Annotated in this window: 24 protein-coding genes; 11 read left to right on the top strand and 13 right to left on the bottom strand. The window is 70.9% G+C overall.

The genetic code is table 11. The features are described 5' to 3' along the window. Position 1: 1 nt before the first annotated feature. Complete coding sequence (locus tag M8542_RS45290) at positions 2-544, bottom strand: fibronectin type III domain-containing protein (protein ID WP_257926602.1); 543 nt, start codon at positions 542-544, stop codon at positions 2-4. 222 nt (positions 545-766) lie between these two features. Between M8542_RS45290 and M8542_RS45285 the strand changes: the two genes are divergently transcribed. From M8542_RS45285 to M8542_RS45270, 4 genes are all read left to right on the top strand, one after another. Beyond that, positions 767-1270 carry a hypothetical protein gene (locus tag M8542_RS45285; protein ID WP_257926601.1) on the top strand — a complete coding sequence of 168 codons (504 nt, stop codon included), beginning with the start codon at positions 767-769 and terminating at the stop codon, positions 1268-1270. Between the two features lie 145 nt (positions 1271-1415). After that, complete coding sequence (locus M8542_RS45280) at positions 1416-1967, top strand: sigma-70 family RNA polymerase sigma factor (RefSeq protein WP_026469270.1); 552 nt, start codon at positions 1416-1418, stop codon at positions 1965-1967. Further along, positions 1964-2686 (top strand): anti-sigma factor family protein, encoded by a 723-nt coding sequence (locus M8542_RS45275; protein WP_257926600.1) that lies wholly within the window; start codon positions 1964-1966, stop codon positions 2684-2686. Before M8542_RS45280 ends, M8542_RS45275 begins: the two co-directional genes overlap by 4 nt. Then, positions 2683-3126 (top strand): SRPBCC family protein, encoded by a 444-nt coding sequence (locus tag M8542_RS45270; protein ID WP_257926599.1) that lies wholly within the window; start codon positions 2683-2685, stop codon positions 3124-3126. The genes M8542_RS45275 and M8542_RS45270 overlap by 4 nt, the downstream gene beginning before the upstream one ends. Before the next feature lie 109 nt (positions 3127-3235). Here M8542_RS45270 and M8542_RS45265 read toward each other — a convergent pair whose 3' ends face one another. Further along, positions 3236-4651, bottom strand: coding sequence for an MFS transporter (locus M8542_RS45265; protein ID WP_257926632.1), 1416 nt, complete (start codon positions 4649-4651; stop codon positions 3236-3238). 122 nt (positions 4652-4773) lie between these two features. Between M8542_RS45265 and M8542_RS45260 the strand changes: the two genes are divergently transcribed. Then, positions 4774-5175 (top strand): winged helix-turn-helix transcriptional regulator, encoded by a 402-nt coding sequence (locus M8542_RS45260; protein WP_257926598.1) that lies wholly within the window; start codon positions 4774-4776, stop codon positions 5173-5175. Positions 5176-5317: 142 nt separating this feature from the next. Here the strand turns inward: M8542_RS45260 and M8542_RS45255 are convergent, their stop codons facing one another. After that, positions 5318-6676, bottom strand: a complete 1359-nt coding sequence (locus M8542_RS45255) for a cation:dicarboxylate symporter family transporter (protein ID WP_257926597.1) — start codon at positions 6674-6676, stop codon at positions 5318-5320. Positions 6677-6827: 151 nt separating this feature from the next. Between M8542_RS45255 and M8542_RS45250 the strand changes: the two genes are divergently transcribed. The 3 genes from M8542_RS45250 to M8542_RS45240 all read left to right on the top strand — a co-directional run bounded on the left by M8542_RS45250 (position 6828) and on the right by M8542_RS45240 (position 10884). Beyond that, a complete protein-coding gene (locus M8542_RS45250; RefSeq protein ID WP_257926596.1) occupies positions 6828-8402 on the top strand; it encodes a sensor histidine kinase in 1575 nt (524 codons plus the stop codon). Continuing rightward, entirely contained in the window at positions 8399-9067 is a 669-nt protein-coding gene (locus tag M8542_RS45245) for a response regulator (protein WP_093951962.1), read from the top strand. Before M8542_RS45250 ends, M8542_RS45245 begins: the two co-directional genes overlap by 4 nt. 68 nt (positions 9068-9135) lie before the next feature. Beyond that, positions 9136-10884 carry a M64 family metallopeptidase gene (locus M8542_RS45240; RefSeq protein ID WP_257926595.1) on the top strand — a complete coding sequence of 583 codons (1749 nt, stop codon included), beginning with the start codon at positions 9136-9138 and terminating at the stop codon, positions 10882-10884. Here M8542_RS45240 and M8542_RS45235 read toward each other — a convergent pair whose 3' ends face one another. The 8 genes from M8542_RS45235 to M8542_RS45200 form a co-directional block, all read right to left on the bottom strand. Beyond that, complete coding sequence (locus tag M8542_RS45235) at positions 10885-12255, bottom strand: beta-N-acetylhexosaminidase (protein ID WP_257926594.1); 1371 nt, start codon at positions 12253-12255, stop codon at positions 10885-10887. A gap of 1 nt (position 12256) precedes the next feature. Next, complete coding sequence (locus M8542_RS45230; protein WP_257926593.1) at positions 12257-13105, bottom strand: carbohydrate ABC transporter permease; 849 nt, start codon at positions 13103-13105, stop codon at positions 12257-12259. After that, positions 13096-14040 (bottom strand): carbohydrate ABC transporter permease, encoded by a 945-nt coding sequence (locus M8542_RS45225; protein ID WP_257926592.1) that lies wholly within the window; start codon positions 14038-14040, stop codon positions 13096-13098. The genes M8542_RS45230 and M8542_RS45225 overlap by 10 nt, the downstream gene beginning before the upstream one ends. Continuing rightward, a complete protein-coding gene (locus M8542_RS45220; protein WP_257926591.1) occupies positions 14040-15323 on the bottom strand; it encodes an extracellular solute-binding protein in 1284 nt (427 codons plus the stop codon). Before M8542_RS45220 ends, M8542_RS45225 begins: the two co-directional genes overlap by 1 nt. A 78-nt stretch (positions 15324-15401) precedes the next feature. Beyond that, positions 15402-16523 (bottom strand): lactonase family protein, encoded by a 1122-nt coding sequence (locus tag M8542_RS45215; protein ID WP_257926590.1) that lies wholly within the window; start codon positions 16521-16523, stop codon positions 15402-15404. A gap of 46 nt (positions 16524-16569) precedes the next feature. Continuing rightward, on the bottom strand, positions 16570-17958 hold the full coding sequence (locus M8542_RS45210; protein ID WP_257926589.1) for a GntP family permease: 1389 nt from the start codon (positions 17956-17958) through the stop codon (positions 16570-16572). Next, positions 17955-19541 carry an N-acyl-D-amino-acid deacylase family protein gene (locus M8542_RS45205; RefSeq protein WP_257926588.1) on the bottom strand — a complete coding sequence of 529 codons (1587 nt, stop codon included), beginning with the start codon at positions 19539-19541 and terminating at the stop codon, positions 17955-17957. Before M8542_RS45205 ends, M8542_RS45210 begins: the two co-directional genes overlap by 4 nt. Continuing rightward, on the bottom strand, positions 19541-20848 hold the full coding sequence (locus M8542_RS45200) for an amino acid deaminase (protein WP_257926587.1): 1308 nt from the start codon (positions 20846-20848) through the stop codon (positions 19541-19543). Before M8542_RS45200 ends, M8542_RS45205 begins: the two co-directional genes overlap by 1 nt. Positions 20849-20999: 151 nt before the next feature. Between M8542_RS45200 and M8542_RS45195 the strand changes: the two genes are divergently transcribed. From M8542_RS45195 to M8542_RS45185, 3 genes are read left to right on the top strand one after another with little or no spacing between them, the layout of a single operon-like run. Next, positions 21000-21935: a sugar kinase gene (locus M8542_RS45195; RefSeq protein ID WP_257926631.1), complete on the top strand. Its 936-nt coding sequence runs from the start codon at positions 21000-21002 to the stop codon at positions 21933-21935. Beyond that, positions 21932-22690: an IclR family transcriptional regulator gene (locus M8542_RS45190; protein ID WP_257926586.1), complete on the top strand. Its 759-nt coding sequence runs from the start codon at positions 21932-21934 to the stop codon at positions 22688-22690. Before M8542_RS45195 ends, M8542_RS45190 begins: the two co-directional genes overlap by 4 nt. Further along, positions 22690-23073 carry a RidA family protein gene (locus M8542_RS45185; protein WP_257926585.1) on the top strand — a complete coding sequence of 128 codons (384 nt, stop codon included), beginning with the start codon at positions 22690-22692 and terminating at the stop codon, positions 23071-23073. Before M8542_RS45190 ends, M8542_RS45185 begins: the two co-directional genes overlap by 1 nt. A gap of 15 nt (positions 23074-23088) precedes the next feature. Here M8542_RS45185 and M8542_RS45180 read toward each other — a convergent pair whose 3' ends face one another. Together M8542_RS45180 and M8542_RS45175 are read right to left on the bottom strand one after the other, a co-directional pair. Further along, on the bottom strand, positions 23089-24084 hold the full coding sequence (locus M8542_RS45180) for a 1-aminocyclopropane-1-carboxylate deaminase (protein ID WP_257926584.1): 996 nt from the start codon (positions 24082-24084) through the stop codon (positions 23089-23091). Next, positions 24081-24725 (bottom strand): GntR family transcriptional regulator, encoded by a 645-nt coding sequence (locus tag M8542_RS45175; protein ID WP_257926583.1) that lies wholly within the window; start codon positions 24723-24725, stop codon positions 24081-24083. The genes M8542_RS45180 and M8542_RS45175 overlap by 4 nt, the downstream gene beginning before the upstream one ends. Positions 24726-24741: the final 16 nt, after the last annotated feature.

The following is a 24741-nucleotide window of genomic DNA, read 5'->3' as shown; positions in this document are numbered from 1 at the left end:
GCTACCGCTCCTTCCCGGTGGTCTGGTGGACCACCGGGGAGAGCGGGCCGTAGTGCAGCGCCCGGAGCCGGAACTCCGAGTGCTCCTCACCGGGCAGCAGCGACAGCGCGCACGTCGTCGCGTCCGGATCGGTCACCTCGACCGGGTCGAACTCCGGCGCGCCCGGGCGCCGGATCTCCAGCAGGAACCCGGCTTCGTCGCTCGAGCGGTCGGCCCACGTGAACGTCACCGTGTCGCCCGAAACCGCCGAGCGCAGGTCCGTCGAGACCGGGCCGGTGAACGGCTGCTCCCGGTAGTAGAACGGCGTCTGGGGGATCAGGTCCGGGTGGTGGTAGCTCGTCGCGTGGGCGGGCAGGAACCGCAGCGTCGTCCACGGCCCGGCGGGGTCGTTCGCGTACTCGACGCGGTGGCCGGCGCCGTCGTCCGGCCACGTCAGCACCACGTCGGTCGGTGACGTCAGCGCGGCGGCGAACGGCGGCGGTGGCGTGGCGGCCGAGCAGCCCGCGGCCAGCAGCGCGAGCAGCACGAGGGGTTTCACGGACACGGCGGCTCCCGAACGCGACGGGGCGGCGGGGCGAACGCGATCAGCTTAGGAACCCGGCCCGCACGGCGACAAGATCGTGCCGATCACCGGGACGCACCAATCCGGCCGCGAACCGGCACCGAACGGCGGGCAAACCCGCTGAACCGTTTTCCGCAACCGTCCGTGTCTCAGGTGTCGAGGTCCGCCGAACGGCGGTGCCGCCCTCACCGAGGAGAGAACGTCATGAACCGTATCCGGACGGCCGCACTCTGCGCCGCCGCGATCGCCGTCGCCGCACCCCTTTCCGCCTGCGGCGACATGGCTTCCGGGGCCCAGGGACCGGAGCACGGCCAGCCCGGGCACGTGATGCTCGCCGTGACGACGGTCAACGGACTCGGCGCGGCCGTCACCGACGCCGCCGGCAAGACGCTCTACCGCTTCGACAAGGACACCACCCAGCCGCCGACGTCCAACTGCGACGGCGCCTGCGCGACGAGCTGGCCGCCGGCGCTGGCCGGGGAGGCCGCGCCGATGCTCCAGGGCATCCAGGACACCCAGGTCGGCACGCTGACCCGCAAGGACGGCAGCAAGCAGCTCACCCTCAACGGCTGGGCGCTGTACGAGTTCTCCGGCGACAAGGCGCCGGGCGACGCGAACGGCCAGGGCGCGAACGGCACGTGGTTCGCCATCGGGCCGGACGGCAGCAAGATCACCGGGGGTGGCAAGACCGGCAGCTCCGGGTACTGACCACCGACGGATTCCGGGCAGAACGAGGAAGGACGGGCAGCCGATGAACACCATGGTCGCGCTGCGCTCGACGCACGCACCGCCGGTGGCGCTGCGGGTTGCAGTACTGTCCTCGCCGACTCAGAACACCGTCGGGAGGACGAGGGTGGCCATAGGAGGCAGGCGGCCTAAGAAGGCCAAAGGCGAGGACCTGATCCGGCAGCTCTATGCCGAACACGGGCGAAGCCTGCTGGCCTACGCGACGAGGCTGACCGGTGATCGGGCGGCAGCCGAGGACGTGGTCCAGGAGACGCTGGTCCGAGCGTGGAAGCACGCGGACGACCTGCAGAACGACGGGAAAGGCTCGGTGCGCGGCTGGTTGCTGACCGTCGCGCGCAACCTGGTCACCGACCGGGCACGTGCCCGGGCGGCCCGGCCACAGGAAGTGGCCGAACCGGCCGAAGGCGTGCCGACGCCGGCCGTCGAGCGCGATCACGCCCAAGGCGTGGTCGACTCGATGACGGTGCTCGGCGCGATGGACGGCCTTTCGAACGAGCACCGAGAGGTCCTGGTGGAGATCTACTACCGGGGACGGACGGTGGCCGAAGCGGCGAGAACACTGGGCGTCGCACCCGGTACCGTGAAATCAAGGTCGTACTACGCACTGAGAGCACTGAGAGCAGCGATGATTTCGAGTGGAACGGAGGTGGCGCGATGAACTCGGTGGACGAGAGTCACACGCAGCTCGGCGCGTACGCCCTCGGCGCGCTCGATCCCGGGGAGGCGGCCGACTTCGAGCGGCGGCACCTGCAGACCTGCGCGCAGTGCCGGTTCGACCTGAACGAGCTCGTGGCCCTGCGTGAATCGCTCGACGAGGTGCCGCCCGAGGCGTTCCTCGACGGGCCGCCCGAAGGCGGGGACCTGCTGCTGCAGAAGACCCTGCGCCGGGTGCGCGACGAAGAAGAGTCGGCGCCGGTCCGCTCGGGCCGCTCGACGTCTCGCCGGGGCCTCGCCCTGGTCGCGGCGGCGGTGCTTGTCGTGGCGGCTCTCGGCGGCGGCGTGCTGGTGGGACGGCAGACGACGTCCAACGACACCGCGTTGCCGATCCCTTCGCCGCAGACGAACGTGCCCGGCACGAAGAGCATCGAAGGCCGGGACCCGACCACCGGTGTGCAGCTGGCCGCGTCGGTGAGCCCGTTCCAGGGCTGGGTCAAGGTGGACGTCAACGTGAAGGGCGTCAAGGCCGGGGAGAAGTGCCTCCTGCAGGTCACGACCAAGGGCGGCCAGTCCGTGACGGCCGGCAGCTGGCAGGTCTCCGAGAAGTGGGAGAACTCGGGCTTCTCGCTCGACGGCTCCGCACTGGTGGCGCCCGACGACGTCAAGTCGGTCGACATCGTCACGGTGGACGGCCGGAAGCTGGTCTCGGCCCAGGTATGACGGGCGCGCGCTACCGGTTCAGCAGCACGTGGCTGCTGCCCGGTACCGCGCCCGCCCGGGTGTTCGGCGCGGTCACCGACCTCGCCGGCTACCCGCGGTGGTGGTCGGACGTCCGCACGGTGCGCCGGGTCGACGACGACACCGCCGAGCTGGTCTGCCGGTCCCGGCTCCCGTTCCGCCTGGTGGTCCGCATGCACCGCGACCACCAGGACGAGCGGGCGGGACTGCTGCGGGTCAGGCTGAGCGGCGACCTGGACGGGGTGCTGGCGGGAGCGGTCCGCGCGGCGGGCGCGGGCACGCTCCTGGAGATCACCCAGGAAGTCCAGGCTCGCAAGGAGCTGCTGCGGCGGCTCGACGCGGTGGCCCGGCCGCTCTTCCGCGCGAACCACGCGCTGATGATGCGGCGGGGCCACCGTGGCCTGTCGGCCTACCTGGCCTGACACCCCGGCTCAGAGCGCCCCAATGTGGCGTTGGGTGCGCTGAACGCACCCAATGTGGCGTTCGGTGCGTTGGACGCACCGAACGCCACATTGGGGCGCATGAGGCGGGTCAGGCTTGGCTGGTGCAGACCTCGCGCTCCTCGACAACCTCTTCTCGGCGCTTGCGGCGGGCCAGGACCAGGGCACCCAGGACCATCGCGGCCGCCAGGAAGCCCGCGCTCGCCCCGTACGCCAGCCGGAAACCCGAGGCCAGCGCCTCGCGGTGGTCCAGCGATCCCAGGCCCGCCGTGCGGGACGCGGCCACCGAGGCCAGCACCGCCGTGCCGATCGCCGCGCCCACCTGCTGGGTCGTGGTGATCAGGCCGGACGCCACACCCGTGTCCGCCGGGGCGACGTCCGCCATCGCCAGGCCCATCAGCGCCGGGATCGCCAGGCCCGCGCCGAGGCCCATCAGCAGCAGCGCGGGCAGGACGCCGGTGAAGTACGCGCCGGACACCCGCGTGAGCAGCAGCAGCCCGACGATCACCAGGCCCAGGCCCGAAAGCAGCACGGCCCGCGGCCCGAACCGCGCCGCCAGCTTGTCCGCGAAGCCCAGCGAAGCCACGGCGATCACCAGCGGCACCGGCAGGAACGCGACTCCGGTGTGCAGTGCGTCCAGGCCCAGCACCTGCTGCAGGAACAACGCCGTGACGAACTGGAAGCCCATCATCCCGGCGACCATCAGCACCATCACCAGGTTCGCGCCGGTCACCGCGCGGACCCGGAACAGCCGCAGCGGCAGCAACGGCGTGCGGGCCTTCGCCTGCCGCACCACGAACAAGGCCAGCAGAACGACAGCCGAGACCAGCGCGCCCCACGCCGCCGACGAAATCGCGTACACGCCCAGCATCACCGCCGCGGTGACCAGCACCGCGCCGAGGACGTCCAAGCCGGCCCGCAGGCCCGTGCCGCGGTCCGGCGCGACCACCCGGACCGCCAGCACCAGCGCCACCACGCCGATCGGCAGGTTGACGTAGAACGTCCAGTGCCAGCTCAGCGCCTGCGTCAGCGCGCCACCCGCGATGAGCCCGATCGACGCGCCCGCGGCCTGCGTGAAGCTGTACACGCCGATGGCGCGCGCCCGGGGCCGCGGTTCCGGGTACATCGTGACGATCATGCCGAGCACGACCGCCGACGCCAGCGCGCCGCCGACGCCCTGCGCGAACCGCGACACGACCAGCACCCCCGCGTCTTCGGAAAGCCCCGCGGCCAGGGAGGCGAAGGTGAACAGCGTCAGCCCGGCGAGGAAGACGCGGCGGCGGCCGAGCAGGTCGCCGAGGCGCCCGGAGATCAGCAGCAGCCCGCCGAAGGCCACCAGGTAGGCCGTGACGACCCAGGCGAGGCCCGCGGGGGAGAAGCCGAGGTCGGCCTGGATGGCCGGCAGCGCGACCGCGACGATGCTGCTGTCCAGCACGACCATCAGCGACGCGGCGCAGAGCACCGCGAGGGCGAGGCCGCGGGAGCGGATGGGACGGTTCTCGGCCACGGTGTTGTCGAACGGCACAGCAGGCCCTCCAGTCGAGCGTTCTCCCTGGTCGATACCAGGGCACTTCTTGTAACAGTGCCCATCATGTGTGACCATGGGAGCGCGCGTAAGGAGGCACTTCCATGTCCCAGGGGAACATCGGTGTACCCGTCCAGGCCACCGAGATCGACCCGGCGAAACTCGACGTCTGCACGGTGCTCGAGGTCATCAACCGGATCAGCGGCAAGTGGGCGATCGGCATCCTGCTGGAGGCCATCCAGGGCCCGGTGCGGTTCACCGAGCTGGAGCGGGCCGTCGAAGGGATCAGCCGCCGGATGCTGACGCTGACCCTGCGCAACCTCGAGCGCGACGGGCTCTTGGCGCGCACGATCTACCCGACCGTCCCGCCGCGCGTGGAGTACGAAGCCACGCCGATGGCGAAGGAGCTGTACCAGTCGTTGAGCGGCCTGATGGGGTGGGCCGAGCAGCACCGCGAGGACATCGCCGCCGCGCGCGTCGTCTACGACGCCAACATCCCCGGCTGAAGACGTGCCGAGAGCGGCACTTTCACGTGAAAGTGCCGCTCTCGGCACGTGGAAACGGGCCGCCGCGCGAGGTCGGGGAGACTCGCGCGACGGCCCGTCATGGCTCGTGCTCAGCGGGGGCAGTGAGCACGAACGAAAGGGATCAAGCCGAGACCTTTTCGCCCTCTGGCTCGGGTTTGGCGCCGTGGCCGTCGTCGTCGAGCATGGTCGCCTCGTCGAACGGTTCTTCGCCGGCGAAGACGCGTTGTGCCTTCTCCCGGTCGAACTCCTTCACCCAGTTCCCGATGAGGACGGTCGCGACGGCGTTGCCGGCGAAGTTCGTCAGCGCGCGGGCCTCCGACATGAACCGGTCGATGCCGAGGATGAAGCCGACGCCGTTGACCAGCTCCGGCCGGTGCGACTGCAGGCCGCTCGCCAGGGTCGCGATGCCCGAGCCGCTGACGCCGGCGGCGCCCTTCGACGCGATGATCATGAACACCAGCAGGCCGATCTGCGCGCCGAGCGAGAGCGGCTCGTCCTGCGCGGCGGCGATGAACAGCGTCGCCATGGTCAGGTAGATCGCGGTGCCGTCCAGGTTGAACGAGTAGCCGGTCGGGACGGTGATGCCGACGACCGACTTGCCGACGCCGACGTGCTCCATCTTCGCGATCAGCCGCGGCAGCGCCGACTCCGACGACGACGTCGACAGGATCAGCAGGAACTCACGGCCGAGGTAGCGCAGCAGCTGCAGGATGTTGACGCGGGCGCCGAGCCACAGCACGATCCCGAGGATCACGAAGACGAACACGATGCAGGTCGCGTAGAAGCCGAGCATGATCACGGCGAGACTCTTCAACGCCGCCCAGCCGGTCGCGCCGACCACCGCCGCGATGGCGCCGAACGCGCCGATCGGGGCGGCCCACATGATCATCGCCAGGATCCGGAAGACCAGCTTCTGGATGTGCTCGATGCCGCGCAGGATCGGGGCGCCCTTCGGGCCCAGCTTCTGCAGCGCGAACCCGACGAGCAGGGCCACGAGCAGCGTCTGCAGGACCTCGCCCTCGGTGAAGGCGGAGACGAGTGTCTTCGGGATGATGCCGAGCAGGAAGTCGACCGGGCCTTCGGCGCCGCTGGCGGACTTCTGGACGCTCTTCACGTCCGCCGGGTTCAGGTGCAGCCCGGTGCCCGGGTGCAGCAGGTTGCCGACGACGAGCCCGATCGCGAGGGCGAAGGTCGACATGACGATGAAGTAGACCAAGGCCATCACACCGACCTTGCCGACCTTGGCCGCCTTCGCGACCGAGCCGACGCCGATGACGATGGTGCAGAAGATGATCGGCGTGATCATCATCTTGATCAGGTTGACGAAGCCGTCGCCGAGGGGCTTGAGGCCCTTGGCGAAGCCCGGGAAGAGGAAGCCCACCAGGATCCCGAGTGCGACCGCGACGATCACGGCCAGGTACAGGTAGTGGGTCTTGTCCCGCTTGCGCGGGGTCTCCTCGGTGGTCGGTGGGGTCGGCACCGTTGCCTCCAGCTCAGGGGTGTTCCAGGTTGCGGCACACTGTAGGCGCAGTTCGGTGATCCGGCTCACTTGTGTTCATTGAGTTCGCGCACCGTCCCCTTCGGACACCGGCGGAGCGCGAGTGTGCTGGTATGAGGAGGTGCCCCCGACGATGCGGACCCGCTGGAGCCTCGCCCGTCAGCTGCTCGTGCTGCAGCTGACGGTCCTCTGCGTGCTCGCCGGCGCCGGCAGCACGTTCGCCTACCTGGACGCCTCGCGCGCGGTGAACGAAAACGCGCGCGACCAGGTCCGCGCGGTGGCCTCGACGGTGGCCGACGCGCCGACCGTCGTCAACGCGGTCGCCACCGCGAACCCGAGCGCCACGCTGCAGCCGTACGCGGTGCGCGTGCAGGCCGATACCGGCGTCGACTTCATCACGATCATGAGCCCGGCCGGGATCCGCTACACCCACCCGAACCCGGCGCTGATCGGCCAGCACTACATCGGCACCATCGAGCAGGCGCAGCGCGGGCAGGACTACACCGAGACCTACACCGGCTCGCTCGGCCCGTCGGTGCGCACGGTCGTCCCGGTGTTCGGGCCGGGGCACGAAGTGGTCGCGCTGGTCGCCGTCGGGATCATCGTCGCGGCGATCTCGGCGGAGCTGCGCGAGCGGCTGTGGCCGCTGTTCGGCGTGGCCGGCGGGGTGGTGCTGGTCGGCGCGCTCGGTGGCTGGCTGATCAGCGCCCGGCTGCGGCGCCAGACGCGCGGGGTCGCGCCGGACGAGCTGAGCAACCTCTTCGAATACCACGAAGCCGTGCTGCACTCGGTCCGCGAGGGCGTCCTGCTCGTCGGCCGCGACGGGCGGATCCGGCTCTGCAACGACGGCGCGCGGGCCCTCCTCGGCCTCGACGCCGACCCGGTCGGGCGCGAGCTGACGTCGCTGGGCCTGCCGGACGAGCTCGCGGAAGCGTTCGGGTCGGCCGAAAACCGCGCGGAGGAACTGCACCTGACCGACGCGCGGGTGCTGCTGGTCAGCACGACCGCCGTCCGCGCGGGTGGTCGCTCGCAGGGCACCGTGGTCGTGCTGCGCGACCACACGGAACTGCAGACGCTGACCGGGGAGCTGACCACCGCCCGCGGCCTCGCGGAGGCGCTGCGGTCGCAGGCGCACGAGGCCGCGAACCGGTTGCACACCGTCGTTTCCCTGGTGGAGATCGGCAAACCCGAGCAGGCGGTCGAGTTCGCGACCGCGGAGCTCGCGCTGGCCCAGGAGCTGACCGACCGCGTCGTCGGCGCGGTCGCCGAGCCGGTGCTCGCCGCGTTGCTGCTGGGCAAGGCCGCCGAGGCGAGCGAACGCGGCGTCGAGCTGACGGTGACGCCGGAAACGGTGATCGACGACGTCTCCCTCGGGGTGGAGTCCCGTGACCTGGTCACGATTCTCGGCAACCTGATCGACAACGGCCTCGACGCGGCGGTGCGCGGCACCGGCCGGCCGGCGGTGGTCGTCACCGCGCGGTCGGACGCCGAAGGGTTGCTGCTGCGCGTGGCCGACACCGGGCCCGGCGTCCCGGAAGACGCGGACGTCTTCCGCCGAGGCTGGTCGACGAAGGCCGAGGACGGCCACGGTCTGGGGCTGGCGCTCGTCGGCCAGGCGGTGCGCCGCTACCGCGGCACGGTCGAGGTCGGCCGGGACGGCGGCGCGGTGTTCACGGTGCGGTTGCCGCGATCGGAGGCGGACCGGTGATCCGGGTGCTGGTGGTGGAGGACGAGCCGGTGGCCGCCGAGGCGCACCGCGTCTACGTCGAACGGCTGCCGGGCTTTTCGGTGGCCGGCGTCGTGCACTCTGGCGGCGAGGCCTTGCGGTTCTGCGAGCGCGAGCCGGTCGACCTGGTGCTGCTGGACTTCTACCTGCCCGACACGCACGGCCTGGCGGTGTGCCGCTCCCTGCGCGCGGCCGGGCTCCCGATCGACGTGATCGCGGTGACCTCGGCGCGCGACCTGGGCCTGGTGAAGGCCGCGGTGTCGGTGGGGGTCGTGCAGTACCTGCTCAAGCCGTTCACCTTCGCCACCCTGCGCGAAAAGCTGGAGCGCTACGCGGAGTTCCGCGACGCGTCGGGCGAGGTCACGGGCCAGGCCGAGATCGACCGGGCCCTGGGCGCGTTGCGCACGACGGAGCAGCCGCCGCTGCCGAAGGGAATGAGCGTCCAGACCCTGGAGGCGATCACGGACGCGCTGTCCGGCGCCGCGGAAGGGCTTTCCGCGGGCGCGGCGGCCAGCGCGATCGGCGCGTCGCGGGTGACCGCGCGGCGGTACCTGGAGTACTTGGCGGACAACGGGATGGCGCACCGCGAGCCGCACTACGGCCAGGTCGGGCGGCCCGAGGTCTGGTACCGGCTGACTCGCGTATAACGCCCTATACCGCCAGCCTCCGACTTCCGGCGGTTCCGGCGGCGGGAGCACTGCGGTAGACCGGGATCATGTCGAAGTGGGCCGGATTCCTCGCCGCACTGCTGATCACCGCCGCCACCGCCACTCCGGCGTACGCCGACGAGCCGGCCGCGAGCGTCACCGACGTCCAGGTCACCGGGACGGTCGCGCAGCGGTTCAACCTCGTCGTGCTCGGGGACGGCTACACGGCCGCGGAGCAGCCGAAGTTCTTCGCCGACGTCCAGCGGCACGTGAGCACCCTCTGGTCGCTCGAACCCTTCAAGTCCTACCGCGGCTACTTCAACGTCTACGCCATCTCGATCGCCTCGCCCGAGTCCGGTGTGGACTGTGACCCGGCGCTCGACGCGCCGCGGCGGAACACCCCGCTGAACATGGGGTTCTGGGGTGGCTGCAACGCCCAGAGCGTGCAGCGCCTGCTGACCGTCGACGACGACGCGGCCCAGCGGTACGCCGACCTCGTGCCCGGCACCACACGTGCGAACCGGCAGATCCTCGCGCTCGCCAACAGCGACACCTACGGCGGCGCGGGCGGTGCGTACGCGACGGCGTCCGGCGGGAACGCGCTTTCCGCGCTCATCTCGCCGCACGAGCTGGGCCACTCGCTCGGCGGCCTCGACGACGAGTACGACTACTACGCCCGCAACGTCCCGGGCGGCGCCTACGAAGGCGGCGAGCCGGACTCGATCCACCACACCCTGCTGACCGAGCCGCAGATGCGTGCCCAGCACGCGAAGTGGTGGCGCTGGCTGGGCGAGCCCAGCGAGTCCGGCGGCCGGCTCGGCCGGTACGAAGGCGGCCTCTACACCCAGACCGGCGTCTGGCGGCCCAGCGAGCACTCGATGATGAAGACTCTCGGTTACGCCTTCGACCAGGTCGGCCGCGAGCGGATGACCCAGCGGATCTCGGCGAAGGTGCCGCTGATCGCCGGCGGCACCCCGGCCGGCACGATCGGCGCCGACCGCGTCGTGTGGGTGCGCCCGATGCGCCCGGTGAGTCACCGCCTCGACGTCACCTGGACCCTCGACGGCCGCCCGCTGCGGGGCGCCGACGCGCTCGACCTGCGCCAGGCCCACGTCAAGCCGGGCAAGCACACGCTGACGGCGAAGGTCACCGATCCGACGCCGTTCGTCCGCGACCCGGCCGTCCGGCCGACGGCGACGCGCACCTGGACCGTCGACACCGCGGTCGGCACACCGCCCGCCGGGGGACCGGCCGTGGTCGCCTCGACGCCCACCGCGGCCCCGGTCGGCGGCCACGACGTCGTCTACGTCGAAACCGGCGAGCCGACCGGGTCGATCCCGGCGGTGCGGTGGGCGCTCGACGGGAAGCCGGCCGGGACCGGCTCCGACTTCAGCCTCGACGAGTCACGCGGAGCGCACACCCTCACCGCGACCACCGGTGGCACCACGCTGACGTGGCGGGTGGACGCCGACGGCCCGACGACGACCGCCGAGCTGCCGGCGGGCACGGTGTTCCACGGCTCGTTCACCATGCGCCTGACGCCGTCGGACGGGCTGCCGGAGTTCCGCGTGGACGGCGACGGCTGGCACAAGTACTACGGCTGGCCGACCGACCCGAACGCGCCGTACCTGTTCACCGCGCGCGGCACCGAGATCGACGGCCTCGCGTACGGCAACCTCGGTTCGGGCGGGCTCACGGTGTCCCCGTTCAGCGACCGCGAGCCGGGGTACGGCCGCCACCGCATCGAGTACCGGTCGGTGGACGCGGCCGGGAACGTCGGCCCGACGCGGTCGTTCGTGGTGACGCTGCTGCCGTGATCAGCGCGGCCGGCCCGGCACCCCGGGCCGGGTCTGCCACGGGTGCGGCCCGTCGAGCGGCCGGTACTCGACGCCGAGCGCGTCCAGCCGCGGCAGGTGGTGCTCGCGCAGGCGCGGCAGGAACTCGGCGTAGTCCCGGGTCCCGCTGCTCCACGCGACCTCGGCGAACGCCGACAGCCGCGGGAACGCCATGTAGTCCACCCGCCGGACGTCGTCGAGGTGCTCGCTCCACACCTGCGCCTGCACCCCGCGCAGCCGCGGTCCGGTCAACGCCGGCTCGTACGTGTAGACGTCCTCCAGCGTGTGGACCCAGCCGACCGGGACCGGCTCGTCCGGGTGCGCGGACTGCCGGTGGTCCAGGTAGACGTGCTGCTCGGGGCACATCACGACGTCGTGCCCGGCCGAAGCGGCGCGGACGCCGGCTTCCTCGTTCTGCCACGAGCCGATCACCATCGGCGGCAGGCCGGCGATGTCGAGGACCTCGTCCCAGCCCATCGGCGTCCGGCCGCGGGAAACCAGGTGCTCGGCGAGCAGCCGGACGAACTTCCGGTGCTCGTCGGTCGCGCCCGGCGTCTCGTCACCACCCAACGCGATCACCGGCGAGGGGAAGATCGCCAGCAGGTGGTCGAACACCGCTCGGAAGAAGTCCAAAGTGGACGAGGAGGGATCGAGCAGCGAAGTGCTGATGCCCCACCCGGTCCAGACTTCGTACGATTCTTCGGTGCCCAGTGACGGATAGGCGGCCAGCGCCGCGCGGGCGTGCCCGGGGATGTCGATCTCCGGCACCACGGTGATCGCGCGCGCGGCCGCGTACGCGACGATCTCACGCAGGTCGTCGCCGGTGTAGAAGCCGCCGTGGGGCCGGCCGTCCTGCTCGCCCCCGCTGCCCGCCATCGACGACGGCCGCCAGCCGCCCACCGACGTCAGCCCGGGGTAGGCGGGAACCTCGAAGCGCCAGCCCTGGTCGTCGGTCAGGTGCAGGTTCAGGACGTTCAGCTTGTGCGCGGCCAGCAGGTCGACGAACCGCAGCACCTCGGCCTTGGTCCGGTAGTGCCGGGCGACGTCGAGCAGGCAGCCGCGCCAGCCGTACCGCGGGTGGTCCTCGACCACGCCGCACGGCACCGTGAGCCCGGTTTCGAGGGACGCGGCCCGGAAGGCGTCCGGGCCCACGAGCTGCCGCAAGGTCTGCCGCCCGTAGAACTCTCCGGCCGCGTCACCGCAGTGCAGCACGATGCCGGCCGGGGAGATCTCCAGCCGGTAGCCCTCGGCCGGCAGCGAAGCGGCCTGGACGTCCACAGTGGACGGCCAGGGGCACGTGCCCGGAGCGGGCGTCGCGGAAACCGGGCGGGGGAGCAGGGAATCGAAAGACATGTCAGCCCTTCACGGCGCCGGCCATCCCGGACACCAGCCGTCGTTGCACGAGGACGAAGAACACCAGCACCGGGATCGTCATCAACGTCGACGACGCCATCACCGCGCCCCAGTCGGTGTCTTCGGGTTTGAAGAAGACCAGGATCGCCTGCGGCAGCGTCTGGTTCTCGGTCTTGGAGATGATGAACGTCTTGGCGAAGAGGAAGTCGTTCCAGGCGTGGATGAACGCGAGCACGCTCACGGCCACGAGCCCGGGCGCCACCAGCGGGAACAGGATCTGCCAGGTGAACCGCATCCGCGACGCGCCGTCGAGCTTCGCCGCTTCTTCGAGCTCCACCGGCACCGCGGCGACGAACCCGCGCAGCATCCAGATCGCGAACGGCAGGCTGAACGCCAGGTGCACCAGCACCAGCGAACCCAGCTCGTTCAGCCCGAACGCCGGCGCGACGCCGCCGATCTGGCGCATCAGGAAGAACAGCGGGATGGTCAGCGCCTCCACCGGCACCATTTGGGCGACCAGGATCATGACCAGCAGCACGGTCCGGCCCTTGAACGAGAACCGCGTCAACGCCACCGCCGAGAGGAACGACAGCAACAGCGACAACACCACGACGACCAGCGCCACGACCAGGCTGTTCACGAAGAACCGCCCGAAGCCCGACACCGTGAGCACACGCGTGAAGCTGTCGAACGACGGGCTGAACGTCCACGGTTTCGGGTTCGCGGACTGGATCTCGCCGGGGGACTTGAACGCCGAGAGCAGCATCCAGTACAGCGGGAACGCGACGATCCCGGCGATGACCACGGTGATCACTTCGGCGATCAGGCGCCCTGGGCGCTTCACAACCATGCCGCGCTCCGGCGCTGCGACCGGACGTACAGCCCGGTGACCGACAGCAGCAACAGCGTCATCACGACTCCGATCGCCGAGCCGAGGCCGTACTCCTGCCCGGCGAAAGCTTGTTGGTAGGCGTAGACGTTGAGCACGAGGTTGTGCCCGGCGACGCCGCCGCCGTTGGTCATTACGTAGATCTGGGTGAACACCTTGAAGTCCCAGATGATCGACTGCACGGTGGCGATCATCAGCAGCGGCCGCACCATCGGCAGCACGATCGACCAGGTGGTGCGCCACACGGACGAGCCGTCGAGCGACGCCGCTTCGAGCACCTCGTCCGGGACGCCCTTGATCCCCGCGTACATCGTGACCAGCACGAACGGGAACGAGCACCAGATCACCTCGGCGGCGACCAGCCCGAACGCGCCGAGCGTGCCGAAGGTCCACGAGTGGTGTTCGAACGGCAGCCCGATCCCCGAGAGCACCTCGTTGACCAGGCCGAAGTCGGTGTCGAAGAGGAACAGCCAGACGTAGGACCCCGCGATCGCCGGCGTCGACCACGCGCCCAGCGCGGCCAGGAACAGCAGCGTCCGGGGGAGTGAGCGCACCCGGCTGGCCAGCACGGCGAGCCCGGTGCCGACGACGAGCGAGCCGACGACGCAGGCCGCGGCGAACCCGACCGTCTTGCCGAGCACGGTCCAGAACTGCGCTTGGGACAGCAGGTCGGCGTAGTTCGCGAAGCCGAGGAACACCAGCGGCGCGTTGCCCGCGGCCTGCGGCTGGCCGTAGTCGTAGAACGAGATCAGGACCAGCTGGTAGATCGGGTAGGCCAGCATCGCCGCGAGCAGGATGCCCGCCGGGGCGAGGTAGAGCGCGGCGGCCCGGCCGTCCCGCCGCCGTCGCCGCGCCTTCGGGGGCGCGGCGACGGGACGGACGTCTTGCGCGACCACTAGCCGAAGGCCTTGTCCATGGCCGCCGCGGCGTCGGTGAGCGCCGCCGACGGGTCCTTGCCGCCGGTGGCGATCTGCTGCACGGCCGTGGGCAGCACGTTCTGGCTGTCGATCTTCGACCACGCCGGGGTCGCCGGGACGAACTTCGTGCCCGCCTTGAGCGTGTCGACGAACGGCTTGAGGAACGGGTCGTTCGCGGCGAGCTTCTGCTGCACGCTGCTCAGCGTCGGCAGGTTCCCCATCGCGGTGTACATCTTCTCCTGGTACTTCGCGCCACCCAGCAGCTCGATGAACTCCAGCGCGAGGCCGCGGCGCTTGCTCGCGTTGAACACGCCGAGCAGGTTGCCGCCGGCGAACGCGGGGGCGGTGCTGCCCGCGGTCGTGCCCGGGATCGGCACGACGGCGTACTTCCCCTTCACCGCGCCCTGCTCGACGGCCTTGCGGTTGAAGTCACCACCGATGGTCATCCCGGCCTTACCGCCGGCGAACGCGGTGACGCTCTGGGTGCCGGTCAGGTTCGCGCACTGCGCGGGCGGGCAGATGTCGTCCTTGAGCAGGTTCGCGTACTGCGTCACGCCGGCCTTGGCCTGCTCGCCGGTGACAGCGGACTTCCACTTGCCGTCGGCTTCCTGCGCGAGCTCGCCGCCGTTGGCCCAGAGGAACGGCAGCATCGCGTAGGTGTACTTGCCGCCGACGGAGATGCCGTAGAGGTCCGGCTTCGCGGCGCGGATCTTGCGGGCGTCGTCGGTCAGCTCGGCGAGCGTGGCCGGCGGCTTGAGGCCGAGCTCGGTGAAGACGTCGGTGCGGTAGTACAACGCGCGGATGCCGGTGTACCAGGGCAGACCGTAGGTCTTGCCGCCGGACTTCGCGGTGTCCACCACGGTCGGGATGAGGTCCTTGCCCTCGCGCCACGACGCGAGGTCGCCGGTCAGGTCGGCCAGCGCACCGGTGGCGGCGTAGCTGGAGACGTCGGTGTTGCCGAACTCCGCGGCGTCCGGCGCGTTGTTCGGGTCGTTGAAGGCGCCGGAGAACTTGTCCGCGCGGCCTTCGACCGGCACCCACTGGACGTCGACCTCGACACCCTGGTGCGCGGCCTTGAACTCGGCGATGGCCTCCTTGACCGCGGCTTCCTTCGGCGCGCGGTTGGCCTCGTCGAACAGCCAGACGCGGACGGTGCCGGTCTTCTCGTCCCCGCCGGAGCCGGCGGGCGCGGACTGGGTGGGCGCGCAGCCGGCCAGCAGGGCCAGCCCGGCGATCAAGGGCAGGGTGCGGCGCAGTCTCATGGAATCCTCCAGTAGGTACCCGTCGTGAGTGTTTAGGGCGGTTAGAACCGCCCTAAACACTCACGACCGGGGTGGGGCTCAGGCGAAGTAGACCGAGTTGACGTCGGGGACGGCCAGGCTGCCGGCCACGGCGCCGGGCAGTCCGGTGGCCGGGTCGCGCGGCAGCCAGGTGACCGTGCCGGAGCGCTGGTTCGAGACGTAGAACCAGTTTTCGCCGGGGTCCAGGGCCAGGTGGCGCGGCCAGTTGCCGCCACTGGACACAGTGGACACCAGCCGCACTGTCGCCCCGTCGACCGAGAACGTCGCCACGGTGTTGGGCCCGCGGACGGTGGCGTAGGCGAACTTCCCGTCCTTGGACAGGGTGATCTCGCCGGGGAACAGGTCGCCGGTGCTGCCCGGCGGCACGGCCGGGACGACGGAAAGCGCCTTCAGCGTCCCGGTGGCCGGATCCCAGCTCGCGACCGTCAGCTCCGGCCGCAGCTCCTGCAGGATGTAGGCGAACTTCCCGGTCTTGTCGAAGGCGAGGTGCCGCGGTCCGGCGCCGGCCGGGAGCTTCAGCTGCTGGTGCAGCGCGAGCTTCCCGGTCGCGACGTCGAGGGAGTAGACGTACACCGAGTCGGCGCCGAGGTCGACCGACAGCACCCAGCGCCCGGTCGGGTCGTTGACGACCTGGTGGGCGTGGGCCTGCCCGGAATCGGCGTGGTGCGTCACGAGGTCCGTGGCCGCGCCGAGCTTGCCGCCGGCCAGGACCGGCAGCACGACGACGCTGCCCGAGCTGTAGTTGGCCGCCAGCACGTACTTCCCGCTGGAGTGCACGCTCAGGTGCGTCGGCGCGCCGCCCTTCGAGGAAACCTTGTTGAGCAGCTTGGGTTTCGTGGCGTCGGAGATGTCGAGCGCCGAGACGAACCCGTTCGGATCACCTTCGTTGGTGACGTAGAGGGTGTTCGCGAGGCGGTCGAACCACGATGTGTCGGTGATGCCGGGGACCGTCTTCACCGGGCCGAGCGTGGCGCCGGTCCGGTTCGAGACGTCGAGGCCGTGCCCGCTCGCCCCGCTGGTGTAACTGCCGATGTACACGGTCGCTCCGGCGATGCAGCCCTTGGTGGTGGTGGCCGCGGACGCGAGCTGCGAACCGAGCACGGTTGCGGCACCCGCACCCGCGGCGGCGCCGAGGAACGTGCGACGGGAAAGTCCGGTCATCATTGTCTCCCAGTGCTTTCGGGTCGGCGGCTTACCCCATTATGGTCTAGACCACGGCCATGAGCAATGCCGAAACCCCGAAACCCGAAAGGGAAAGCACGGTTTCCAGTGCGGTCCAGGTCTTCAACGTCTGGACGACACTCATGTTGAAGTACCGCGAAACGATCCAGAAGCCACCGTCGTTGACGTGCGAGGCGATGATCGACCCGGCGGAGATCGCCATGACCAGCAGGGCCAGCTGCACCTGGGAGTACCCGAGCTGCGCCACGGTCGGCGCGACGATCCCGCTGGTGGTCACGATGGCGACGGTCGCCGAGCCCTGCGCGATGCGCATGCCGCAACTGATGACGTACGCCGCGAGCAGCACCGGCAGCCCGGCGTCGTGCAGCGAGTCGGCGACGGCCTTGCCGATGCCGGTGGCCGAGAGCACCGCGCCGAAGAACGCGCCGGCGCCGACGACCAGCAGGATCATCGCGACCGGCCGCAGCGACTTCGCGGCCAGCTCGTTGAGGTCCTTGCCGGTGAACCCGCGCCGCAGCCCGAGCAGCCAGGACGCGAGCAGCACGGCGATGGTGAGCGCGACCGCCGGTGTCCCGATGAACGCCGCGACGCCGGAGAGCGCGGAGCCCTTCGGCAGCCAGATGCTGCCGAACGTGCCGGCCAGGATCAGCACCAGTGGCACCGCGATGATCGAGCCGACCAGCGCCAGCGACGGCACGTTTTCTTCCTGCTCACCCTCTTCCTCGGCGACGATCATGTCCTCGGGCACCGCGATGTCGATGCGCTTGCCGATCCAGGTCGCGTACAGCACGCCACCGATGAGGAACGCCGGGACACCGCAGGCCAGGCCCATCAGGATGATCCAGCCGAGCTCGACGTGCAGCAGCCCGGCCGCGGCCACCGGGCCGGGGTGTGGCGGCAGGAAGGCGTGGGTGATCGAGAGGCCGGCGATCAGCGGCATCGCGTAGAGCACGAGGGAGCGCTTACCCTGCCGCGCCGCGACGTACACCAGCGGCGCCAGCACGAAGATGCCGATGTCGAAGAACACCGGGATGCCGAAGATGAATCCGGCGATGCCCATCGCCAGCGGCGCGCGCTTCTCCCCGAACGCGCGCAGCAGCGCGCCGGTCAGGACTTTCGCGCCGCCGGAGCGTTCCAGGATCGACCCGAGCAGGGTGCCCAGGCCGATGATCGCCGTGATGTGCCCGAGGATGCTGCCGAACCCCTTCTCCAGCAAGGAGTCCGACGACTTCTGGGCGGTGCCGACGATCGTGCCGACCGGCAGGCCCGCCGCCAGCGCGGTGAGCAGGCCGACGACGATCAGCGCGATGAACGGCTCGACCTTGAGCTTGACGATCAACAGCAGCAGGACGGCGATCGAGACGGCGGCGAGCGTCAGCAGACCGCCCGTGGTGTGTTGCAGCCAGTGGATCATCGGGCTCTCCGGGGGTTGCGCAGGGAGTGGCCGGCGAGGGCGCCGGTGGGACGGCCGTCGTCGAGGGCGGCGACGCCGTTGACGAAGACGTGGCTGATCCCCGCGGCGGGCTGCCGCGGGTCGTCGAAGGTGGCGGTGTCGGCGACCGCGTCGGGGTCGAACAGCACCAGGTCGGCGGCGTACCCGGGGCGGACCAGGCCGCGGTCGGTGAGCCGCAGGCGCCGGGCCGCCCGCCCGGTCAGGTGGGCAACGCACTCGGCGAGGTCCAGCACGCCGAGCTCGCGGACGTACCGGGCGAGGTAGCGGGGGAACGTGCCCCACGCCCGCGGGTGCGGCCGCGCGCCGACGAGCAGGCCGTCGCTGCCGCCGGTGTGCGTGCGGTGCCGCATGATCGCCTGGACGTTCTCCTCGTGCCCGACGTGCATCAGGCACGACGTGCCGAGCTTTTCGTCGAGCAGCGTGTCGAAGTACAGTGTCGCCGGTTCGATGCCGGCGGCGCGCGCCGAACCGGCGACACTGTGCCCCACCAGGTGGGCGTTGTGGTCGTTGCGAACGCCGTTGATCTCGATGGCGTCCCAGTCGATCGGGACGCCGTGCGCACCGTCCGAACCGGACTCTTCGATCGCTTCGCGGATCCGCTCCCGTTCGTCCACATCGGACAGTCGGGCGAGGGTGGCGTCGAGCCCGCCTTCGGACGCCCAGCTTGGCAGCAGCGCGCTCAGGTACGTCGCGCCCGGCAGGTACGGGTAGGTGTCGAGGCTGACGTCGCAGCCGTCGTCGAGCGCGTCGTCCAGCAGCTTCAGCAGGTCGGGTGCTTTCCCTTTGTTCACCGAGAAGTTCATCGTCGCGTGCGCGAGGTGCAGCGGGCAGCCGGAGCGCCTGCTCACGTCGATCATCTCGGCGAACGCTTCCAGGGCGTCCTTGCCGTAGCTGCGGTGGTGCGGGCTGTAGAACCCGCCGCCTTCGCCGACCACGCGGCACAGCTCGACCAGCTCGCCCGTGTCGGCGTACATTCCCGGCGTGTAGGTGAGCCCGGACGACATCCCCATCGCGCCCTCGGCGAGCCCCGTGGCGACGAGTTCCTTCATGCGCGTCAGTTCGGCTTCGGTGGCGGGCCGGTCGTCGAAACCGACCGCGAGCATCCGGACCGTGCCCTGCGGCACCAGGTACGCCGCGTTGACCGCGACACCCTGGTCCAGGCGGTCGAGGTACTCGCCGACCGAGCGCCAGTTCCAGTCGAACCCGGCCGGGTCGTCGTTCCAGCCCGCGAGCTGTTGCCGCAGCGCTTCGAGGACGGCGTCGTCGACCGGCGCGTAGGAGAGCCCGTCCTGGCCGAGCACCTCGGTCGTGACGCCCTGGGTGATCTTGGCCGGGTGGTCCGGGTTGGCCAGCAGCTGCAGGTCGGAGTGCGAGTGCATGTCGATGAACCCGGGCGCGAGCACCAGCCCGTCGGCGTCGATCGTGCGGCCGCCGGTGAGCGAGCCGACCTCGGCGATCTTGCCGTCGGCGATCCCGACGTCGCGGCGGGTGAGCGGCTCGCCGGTGCCGTCCGCGACCAGCGCGTTCTTGACGACGACGTCCATCAGAACCACGTCCGGACCAGGTCGACGACGGTTTCGCCGTCGGCCGCGGTCACCGGCAGCAGCGGCCACTTGTCGAACACCGTGCACGGGTGCGAGAGGCCGAGCCCGATCCAGTCGCCGACCTCGACCGGCGACCCGGCGGGCAGCGTGAGGAACGCGTGCTGGTCGTTCATCTTCGCGACGACGTGGCCCGCCAGCTTTTCCGCAGGGCCGTTCGGCGGGCGGCGCAGCTGTGGCTCGGGCATGCCCTCGTCGAAGGACGCGTCGCGCTTGCCGATGGTCAGCAGCGCCAGTTCGTCCGACGGCTTCGACGTCACCTGCGCCCAGGCTCGCAGCGCCGGCCGGAAGGACTCGACGCCGTCGATGCGCGGGTGGTCGCCGAGCGGGGAGATCTCGCGGTAGAAGCCGTCGTCGTGGGTGACGTACGCGCCACTGCGCAGCACGGGCAGCACGTCGAGACCGGCCGGCCACGGCTTGGTGAGCTCGTTCGCGACCTGGTCGAAGTAGGCGCTCCCACCGGCGGTGACGATGATCTGGCCGTCGAGCATCCCCTTGTCCGCGAACGTGATCGCGAGGTCGCGCAGACCGTCCACATAGGAGCTGATCTTGGCGAGGGCTGCTTCGTCGGTGTCGTGCGACAGCGCGCCCTCGTAGCCGCCGGTGCCGCGCAGCCGCAGCGCCGGGCTGGCGTGCACCGCCTCGGCGACGGCCAGCGCGGTCGCGGTGTCGCGGACGCCGGTGCGGCCGCCGTCGGCGCCCAGTTCGAGCAGGACGTCGACCGGTCGTTCGCTGCCTTCGAGAGCTTCGGTCATCAGCTCGACGCCGCGGACCGAGTCGACCCAGCAGACGAACTCGAAGTCCGGGTCCGCGGCCAGCTCGGCGGCCAGCCAGCGCAGGCCGGCCGGGTCGAGCAGCTGGTTGGCCAGCATGATCCGGGAGACGCCGAAGGCGCGGTAGATCCGCAGGTGTCCGGCGTTCGCGCAGGTCATGCCCCACGCGCCGTGCTCGATCTGGCGGGCGAACAGCTGCGGCGCCATGGTCGTCTTGCCGTGCGGGGCGAGGACGACGCCGCGGGCGGCGCACCAGCCGGCCATCGTCTGCAGGTTGTGCTCGAGGGCTTCGTCGTCGAGCACGACGAACGGCCCGAAGAAGCCGTCGGAGAACAGGTTGAGCCGCCGGTCGGCGGCCTCCTCGAGAGTGAGCCCGGTCAGGGCGGGGGCGGCCGAACGGAAGTGCCAGTCGATCCGCTCCTGACGGAGGGCATCGAGTGCGGCGGCGTCCATCAGGCAAGCGGCGTGTGCTGTCATGGGCGGCGACCTCGGTTGCGTATGTTGCAACGACTGTTGCGCATTTTGAGTGCCATAGGTGTAGCATCCGGGTCGCCACAGGTCAACGGGGTGAAGGGCAGGGAGACGGAACGTGACGAGCGGGCCCGAGGTGCTGTGTGTCGGCGAGTCGATGGCGATGTTCGTGCCCGCCGAAGCCGGTCCGCCGGAAGAGGTGAAGCGCTGGCTGCGCACGATCGGCGGCGCCGAGTCGAACGTGGCCTGCAACCTGCCCGCGCTCGGGCTGCGCAGCGGCTGGGTGAGCGCGGTCGGTGACGACCCGTTCGGCCGCGCCATGCTTCGCGAGATCGCTGCGAAGGGGGTCGACGTCAGTGCGTGTTATGTCGACCCGCTGCGCCCGACCGGGTTGTACATCAAGGAAAGCGGCGCGGGCGGGAGCCCGGTGCGCTACTACCGGTCGGGTTCGGCCGCCTCCGGGATGGGGCCCGAGCTGCTGGACCGGCTCGACCTCGACGGCGTCCGCGTGCTGCACCTGTCCGGCATCACGCCGGCGTTGTCCGACAGCTGCCTCGCGCTGGTGCGCGCGCTGCTGGCGCTGCCACGCGGTGACCGGCTGATCTCGTTCGACGTCAACCTGCGGCCCGCGCTCTGGACCGGCCGCGACCCGCGCCTGCTCGCGGAGCTGGCCGGCCAGGCCGACATCGTGCTGACCGGCGACGACGAAGCCCAGCACGTCTGGGGGACCGGCGACCCCGCCGAGCTGCGTGCCCTGCTGCCGGGGCCGCGCACGCTGGTCGTCAAGCACGGCGAACGCGGCGCGACCCTGGTCGAGGGGGAGCCGCTGTTCTCGCCCGCGCTGCGCGTCGACGTCGTCGAGCCGGTGGGCGCCGGAGACGCGTTCGCGGCCGGCTTCCTCGCCGCGACCCTGCGGGGCGCCGCGCCGCTGGAGCGGCTGCGGCAGGGGCACCTGCAGGCCGCCGTCACCCTGCTCACCCACGACGACGTCGGGGTGCCGCTGCCCGCCGACGTCGTGGCTACCCTGCTGAACGCGGGGCCGGACGAGTGGCGTTCGGCGCGGCTGACCGGAGAGGGCGTGGTGCTCACGTGAGCCAGAGCCTGGACCGCGCGTTGACGCTGCTGACCTCGATCTCGCAGGACGCGCGCACCCTCGACGACCTCGCCGAGGAGATCGGCGTGCACAAGTCGACCGTGCTGCGCCTGCTGCGCACCCTCGAACAGCACCACTTCGTCCGCCGTGAGGGCACCCGGCACTACCGGCTCGGCAGCGCGATGTTCGACCTGGCCAACCAGGCGCTCGACTCCTTCGACGTCCGGCGCAGCGCCCATCCCGCGCTCGCCGCCCTCAACACGCGCACCGGGCACACCGTGCACCTGGCCAGCTACGAGGACGGCGAAGTCGTCTACATCGACAAGTTCGAAGGCCGGCATTCGGTGCGGATGTACTCGCGCATCGGCAAACGCGCGCCACTGCACTGCACCGCGGTGGGCAAGGTGCTGGTCGCGGCGATGCCCGCGGCGCGGCGCGAGGAGATCGCGCGGTCGATCGAGTACCCGGTGCGCACGCCGAACACGATCACGACGCCCGAGGCCTACCTGGCCGAGCTGGCGCGGGTGGACCGGCTCGGGTACGCCGTCGACAACGCCGAGCACGAGGACTTCATCCACTGCATCGCGGCGCCGGTGCGGGGCACGGGCGGCGAAGTCCTCGCCGCCGCGTCGATGTCGGTGCCGAAGGTGCTGCTCGACTACGAAGGACTGCTGGCGCTGGTCCCGGATCTGCGGGCCGCGACCACGGAAGCTTCCGTCCACAGCGGATGGACGGAGAACGGAAAGGGGCACTGATGAGCAAGACGGCAGTTTCCACCGAGAACGCGCCGAAGCCGCCGGCGAAGTTCTCGCAGGCCGTCCGCAAGGGGAACCTGCTGCAGGTCGCCGGCCAGGTCGCCTTCGACCCGGCCACGAACGCGATCGTCGGCGACGACGTCGTCGGCCAGACCCGGCAGACGTTCAAGAACATCGAAGCCGTGCTGGCGGAGGCGGGCGCGAGCCTGGCCGACGCGATCATGGTCCGGGTGTACCTGACCGACACGGCGCACTTCGCGCCGTTCAACGAGGTGTACAACGAGCTGATCGGCGACGCCCCGCACGCGGCGCGCACGACGGTCTACGTCGGCCTCCCGGGCGAGCTGCTCGTCGAGATCGACGTGCTCTGCGTGCTGGACTGACCCGGTGCCGGGCGGTCAGCCCAGGACGCTCGTGTAGCCGTTCAGGGCTGGCTGCCCGCCGAGGTGGGCGTAGAGGACGTTCGAGTCGCGGGCGATCTCGCCGTTCTTGACGAGGTCGATGAGTCCCGCCATGGACTTGCCCTCGTACACCGGGTCGGTGATCATCCCCTCCAGCCGGGCGCACGTCTCGATGGCGTCCACAGTGGACTTGTCCGGGATGCCGTAGACGCCCGCGTGGTAGCGGTCGTCCAGCTCGACGTCCGCGATCTCCCCGGCGCCGATCAGCTCGGCGGTGTTGCGCGCGATCCGCGTGACCTGCTCGCGGGTTTCGCCGGGCTTCGCCGAGGCGTCGATGCCGAGGATGCGCCTGGGTTTGTTCGCGGCCACCCCCGCGACCATGCCGCCCTGGGTGCTGCCGGTGACCGAGCAGACGATCACGGTGTCGAAGAAGACACCCAGTGCCGCTTCCTGCGCTTCGAGTTCGACGACCCAGTTCGCAAAGCCGAGCCCGCCGAGCCGGTGGTCCGACGCGCCGGCCGGGATGGCGTACGGCTTGCCGCCCTTCTCTTTGATCTCGGCGACGGCCTCCTCCCACGCCTGCTTGAAGCCGATGCCGAAGCCCGCCTGGACGAGCCGGACGTCCGCGCCGAGGATCCGCGAGAGCTGGATGTTGCCGACCTTGTCGTAGAGCGGGTCGTGCCAGTCGACCCAGCTTTCCTGCACCAGCACGGCCTTCAGCCCGGCACGCGCCGCGGCGGCCGCGACCTGCCGGGTGTGGTTGGACTGGACACCGCCGATGGACACGAGCGTGTCGGCGCCTTCCTTCAGCGCGTCGGCCACCAGGTACTCGAGCTTGCGCGTCTTGTTGCCGCCGAACGCGAGCCCGGAGTTCACGTCCTCGCGCTTGGCCCAGACCTTCGCGCCGCCGAGGTGCTCGGTGAGCCGCTCGAGCGGGTGCACCGGCGACGGGCCGAAGAGCAGGGGATAACGCGGGAAGCCGGCGAGGCTCATCGCTCCTCCAGGAGGTCGGTCCAGATGGTCGAGATCACGGAGACGGCGGTTCCGGTGTCGCGGGCTTCGAGCGCGTCGATCAGCCGCGTGTGGCGTTCCACCGAGTTCCAGGCCAGCGTCGAGCTGAAGCGGGCGTGCTCCAGCCGGCGCAGCAGCGGTGTGTAGCGGTCGAGGGTGGCGGCGACGGCGGCGTTGCCGGCGAGGCGCACGGGGATGTCGTGGAGCTCGTCGTCGGCTCGGACCGCGGCCTCGATGTCGCGGGCCTCGATGGCCTTCGCGAACCGGTCGTTGGCCGCCCGCATGGCGGCGATGTCCGCCGGGCGGCAGCGCCGGACCGCTTCCCGCACGGCGAACTCGTGCAGCACGCGCACGAGCTGCCGGGCGTCGATGACGTCCGGGGACATGACTTCGGAGACCCGCGTGTAGCTCTGCGGCTTGGAGTCGACGAGGCCGTCGTCGGCCAGCCTTCGCAGCGCCTCGCGGACCGGTGCCTTGGAGAGGCCGAGCTGGTCGGCCAGGTCGCCGTCGCGCAGGGGAGTGCCCGGGGGCAGGGAGCCGTCGACGATCGCGTGCCGGATGCGGTCGTACGCCTCGTCGCGCAGGAGCGGGCGGGTGACCTTTGAGAGACTCACATCTAACATGTTACCTGTCGCCAAG

Source organism: Amycolatopsis iheyensis, assembly GCF_024703995.1.
Classification (GTDB): domain Bacteria; phylum Actinomycetota; class Actinomycetes; order Mycobacteriales; family Pseudonocardiaceae; genus Amycolatopsis; species Amycolatopsis iheyensis.
The sequence above is the reverse complement of the archived record's forward strand: the minus strand, read 5'-3'. Positions and strand labels throughout refer to the sequence as shown.

Bases quoted from the DNA above. Each gene is read 5' to 3' on its own strand.
- M8542_RS45285 (WP_257926601.1), top strand. From the start codon at position 767: ATGAACCGTATCCGGACGGCCGCACTCTGCGCCGCCGCGATCGCCGTC.
- M8542_RS45275 (WP_257926600.1), top strand. From the start codon at position 1,964: ATGAACTCGGTGGACGAGAGTCACACGCAGCTCGGCGCGTACGCCCTC.
- M8542_RS45270 (WP_257926599.1), top strand. From the start codon at position 2,683: ATGACGGGCGCGCGCTACCGGTTCAGCAGCACGTGGCTGCTGCCCGGT.
- M8542_RS45260 (WP_257926598.1), top strand. From the start codon at position 4,774: ATGTCCCAGGGGAACATCGGTGTACCCGTCCAGGCCACCGAGATCGAC.
- M8542_RS45250 (WP_257926596.1), top strand. From the start codon at position 6,828: ATGCGGACCCGCTGGAGCCTCGCCCGTCAGCTGCTCGTGCTGCAGCTG.
- M8542_RS45240 (WP_257926595.1), top strand. From the start codon at position 9,136: ATGTCGAAGTGGGCCGGATTCCTCGCCGCACTGCTGATCACCGCCGCC.
- M8542_RS45235 (WP_257926594.1), bottom strand. From the start codon at position 12,255: ATGTCTTTCGATTCCCTGCTCCCCCGCCCGGTTTCCGCGACGCCCGCT.
- M8542_RS45230 (WP_257926593.1), bottom strand. From the start codon at position 13,105: ATGGTTGTGAAGCGCCCAGGGCGCCTGATCGCCGAAGTGATCACCGTG.
- M8542_RS45220 (WP_257926591.1), bottom strand. From the start codon at position 15,323: ATGAGACTGCGCCGCACCCTGCCCTTGATCGCCGGGCTGGCCCTGCTG.
- M8542_RS45215 (WP_257926590.1), bottom strand. From the start codon at position 16,523: ATGACCGGACTTTCCCGTCGCACGTTCCTCGGCGCCGCCGCGGGTGCG.
- M8542_RS45210 (WP_257926589.1), bottom strand. From the start codon at position 17,958: ATGATCCACTGGCTGCAACACACCACGGGCGGTCTGCTGACGCTCGCC.
- M8542_RS45205 (WP_257926588.1), bottom strand. From the start codon at position 19,541: ATGGACGTCGTCGTCAAGAACGCGCTGGTCGCGGACGGCACCGGCGAG.
- M8542_RS45200 (WP_257926587.1), bottom strand. From the start codon at position 20,848: ATGACAGCACACGCCGCTTGCCTGATGGACGCCGCCGCACTCGATGCC.
- M8542_RS45195 (WP_257926631.1), top strand. From the start codon at position 21,000: ATGGCGATGTTCGTGCCCGCCGAAGCCGGTCCGCCGGAAGAGGTGAAG.
- M8542_RS45185 (WP_257926585.1), top strand. From the start codon at position 22,690: ATGAGCAAGACGGCAGTTTCCACCGAGAACGCGCCGAAGCCGCCGGCG.
- M8542_RS45180 (WP_257926584.1), bottom strand. From the start codon at position 24,084: ATGAGCCTCGCCGGCTTCCCGCGTTATCCCCTGCTCTTCGGCCCGTCG.
- M8542_RS45175 (WP_257926583.1), bottom strand. From the start codon at position 24,725: ATGTTAGATGTGAGTCTCTCAAAGGTCACCCGCCCGCTCCTGCGCGAC.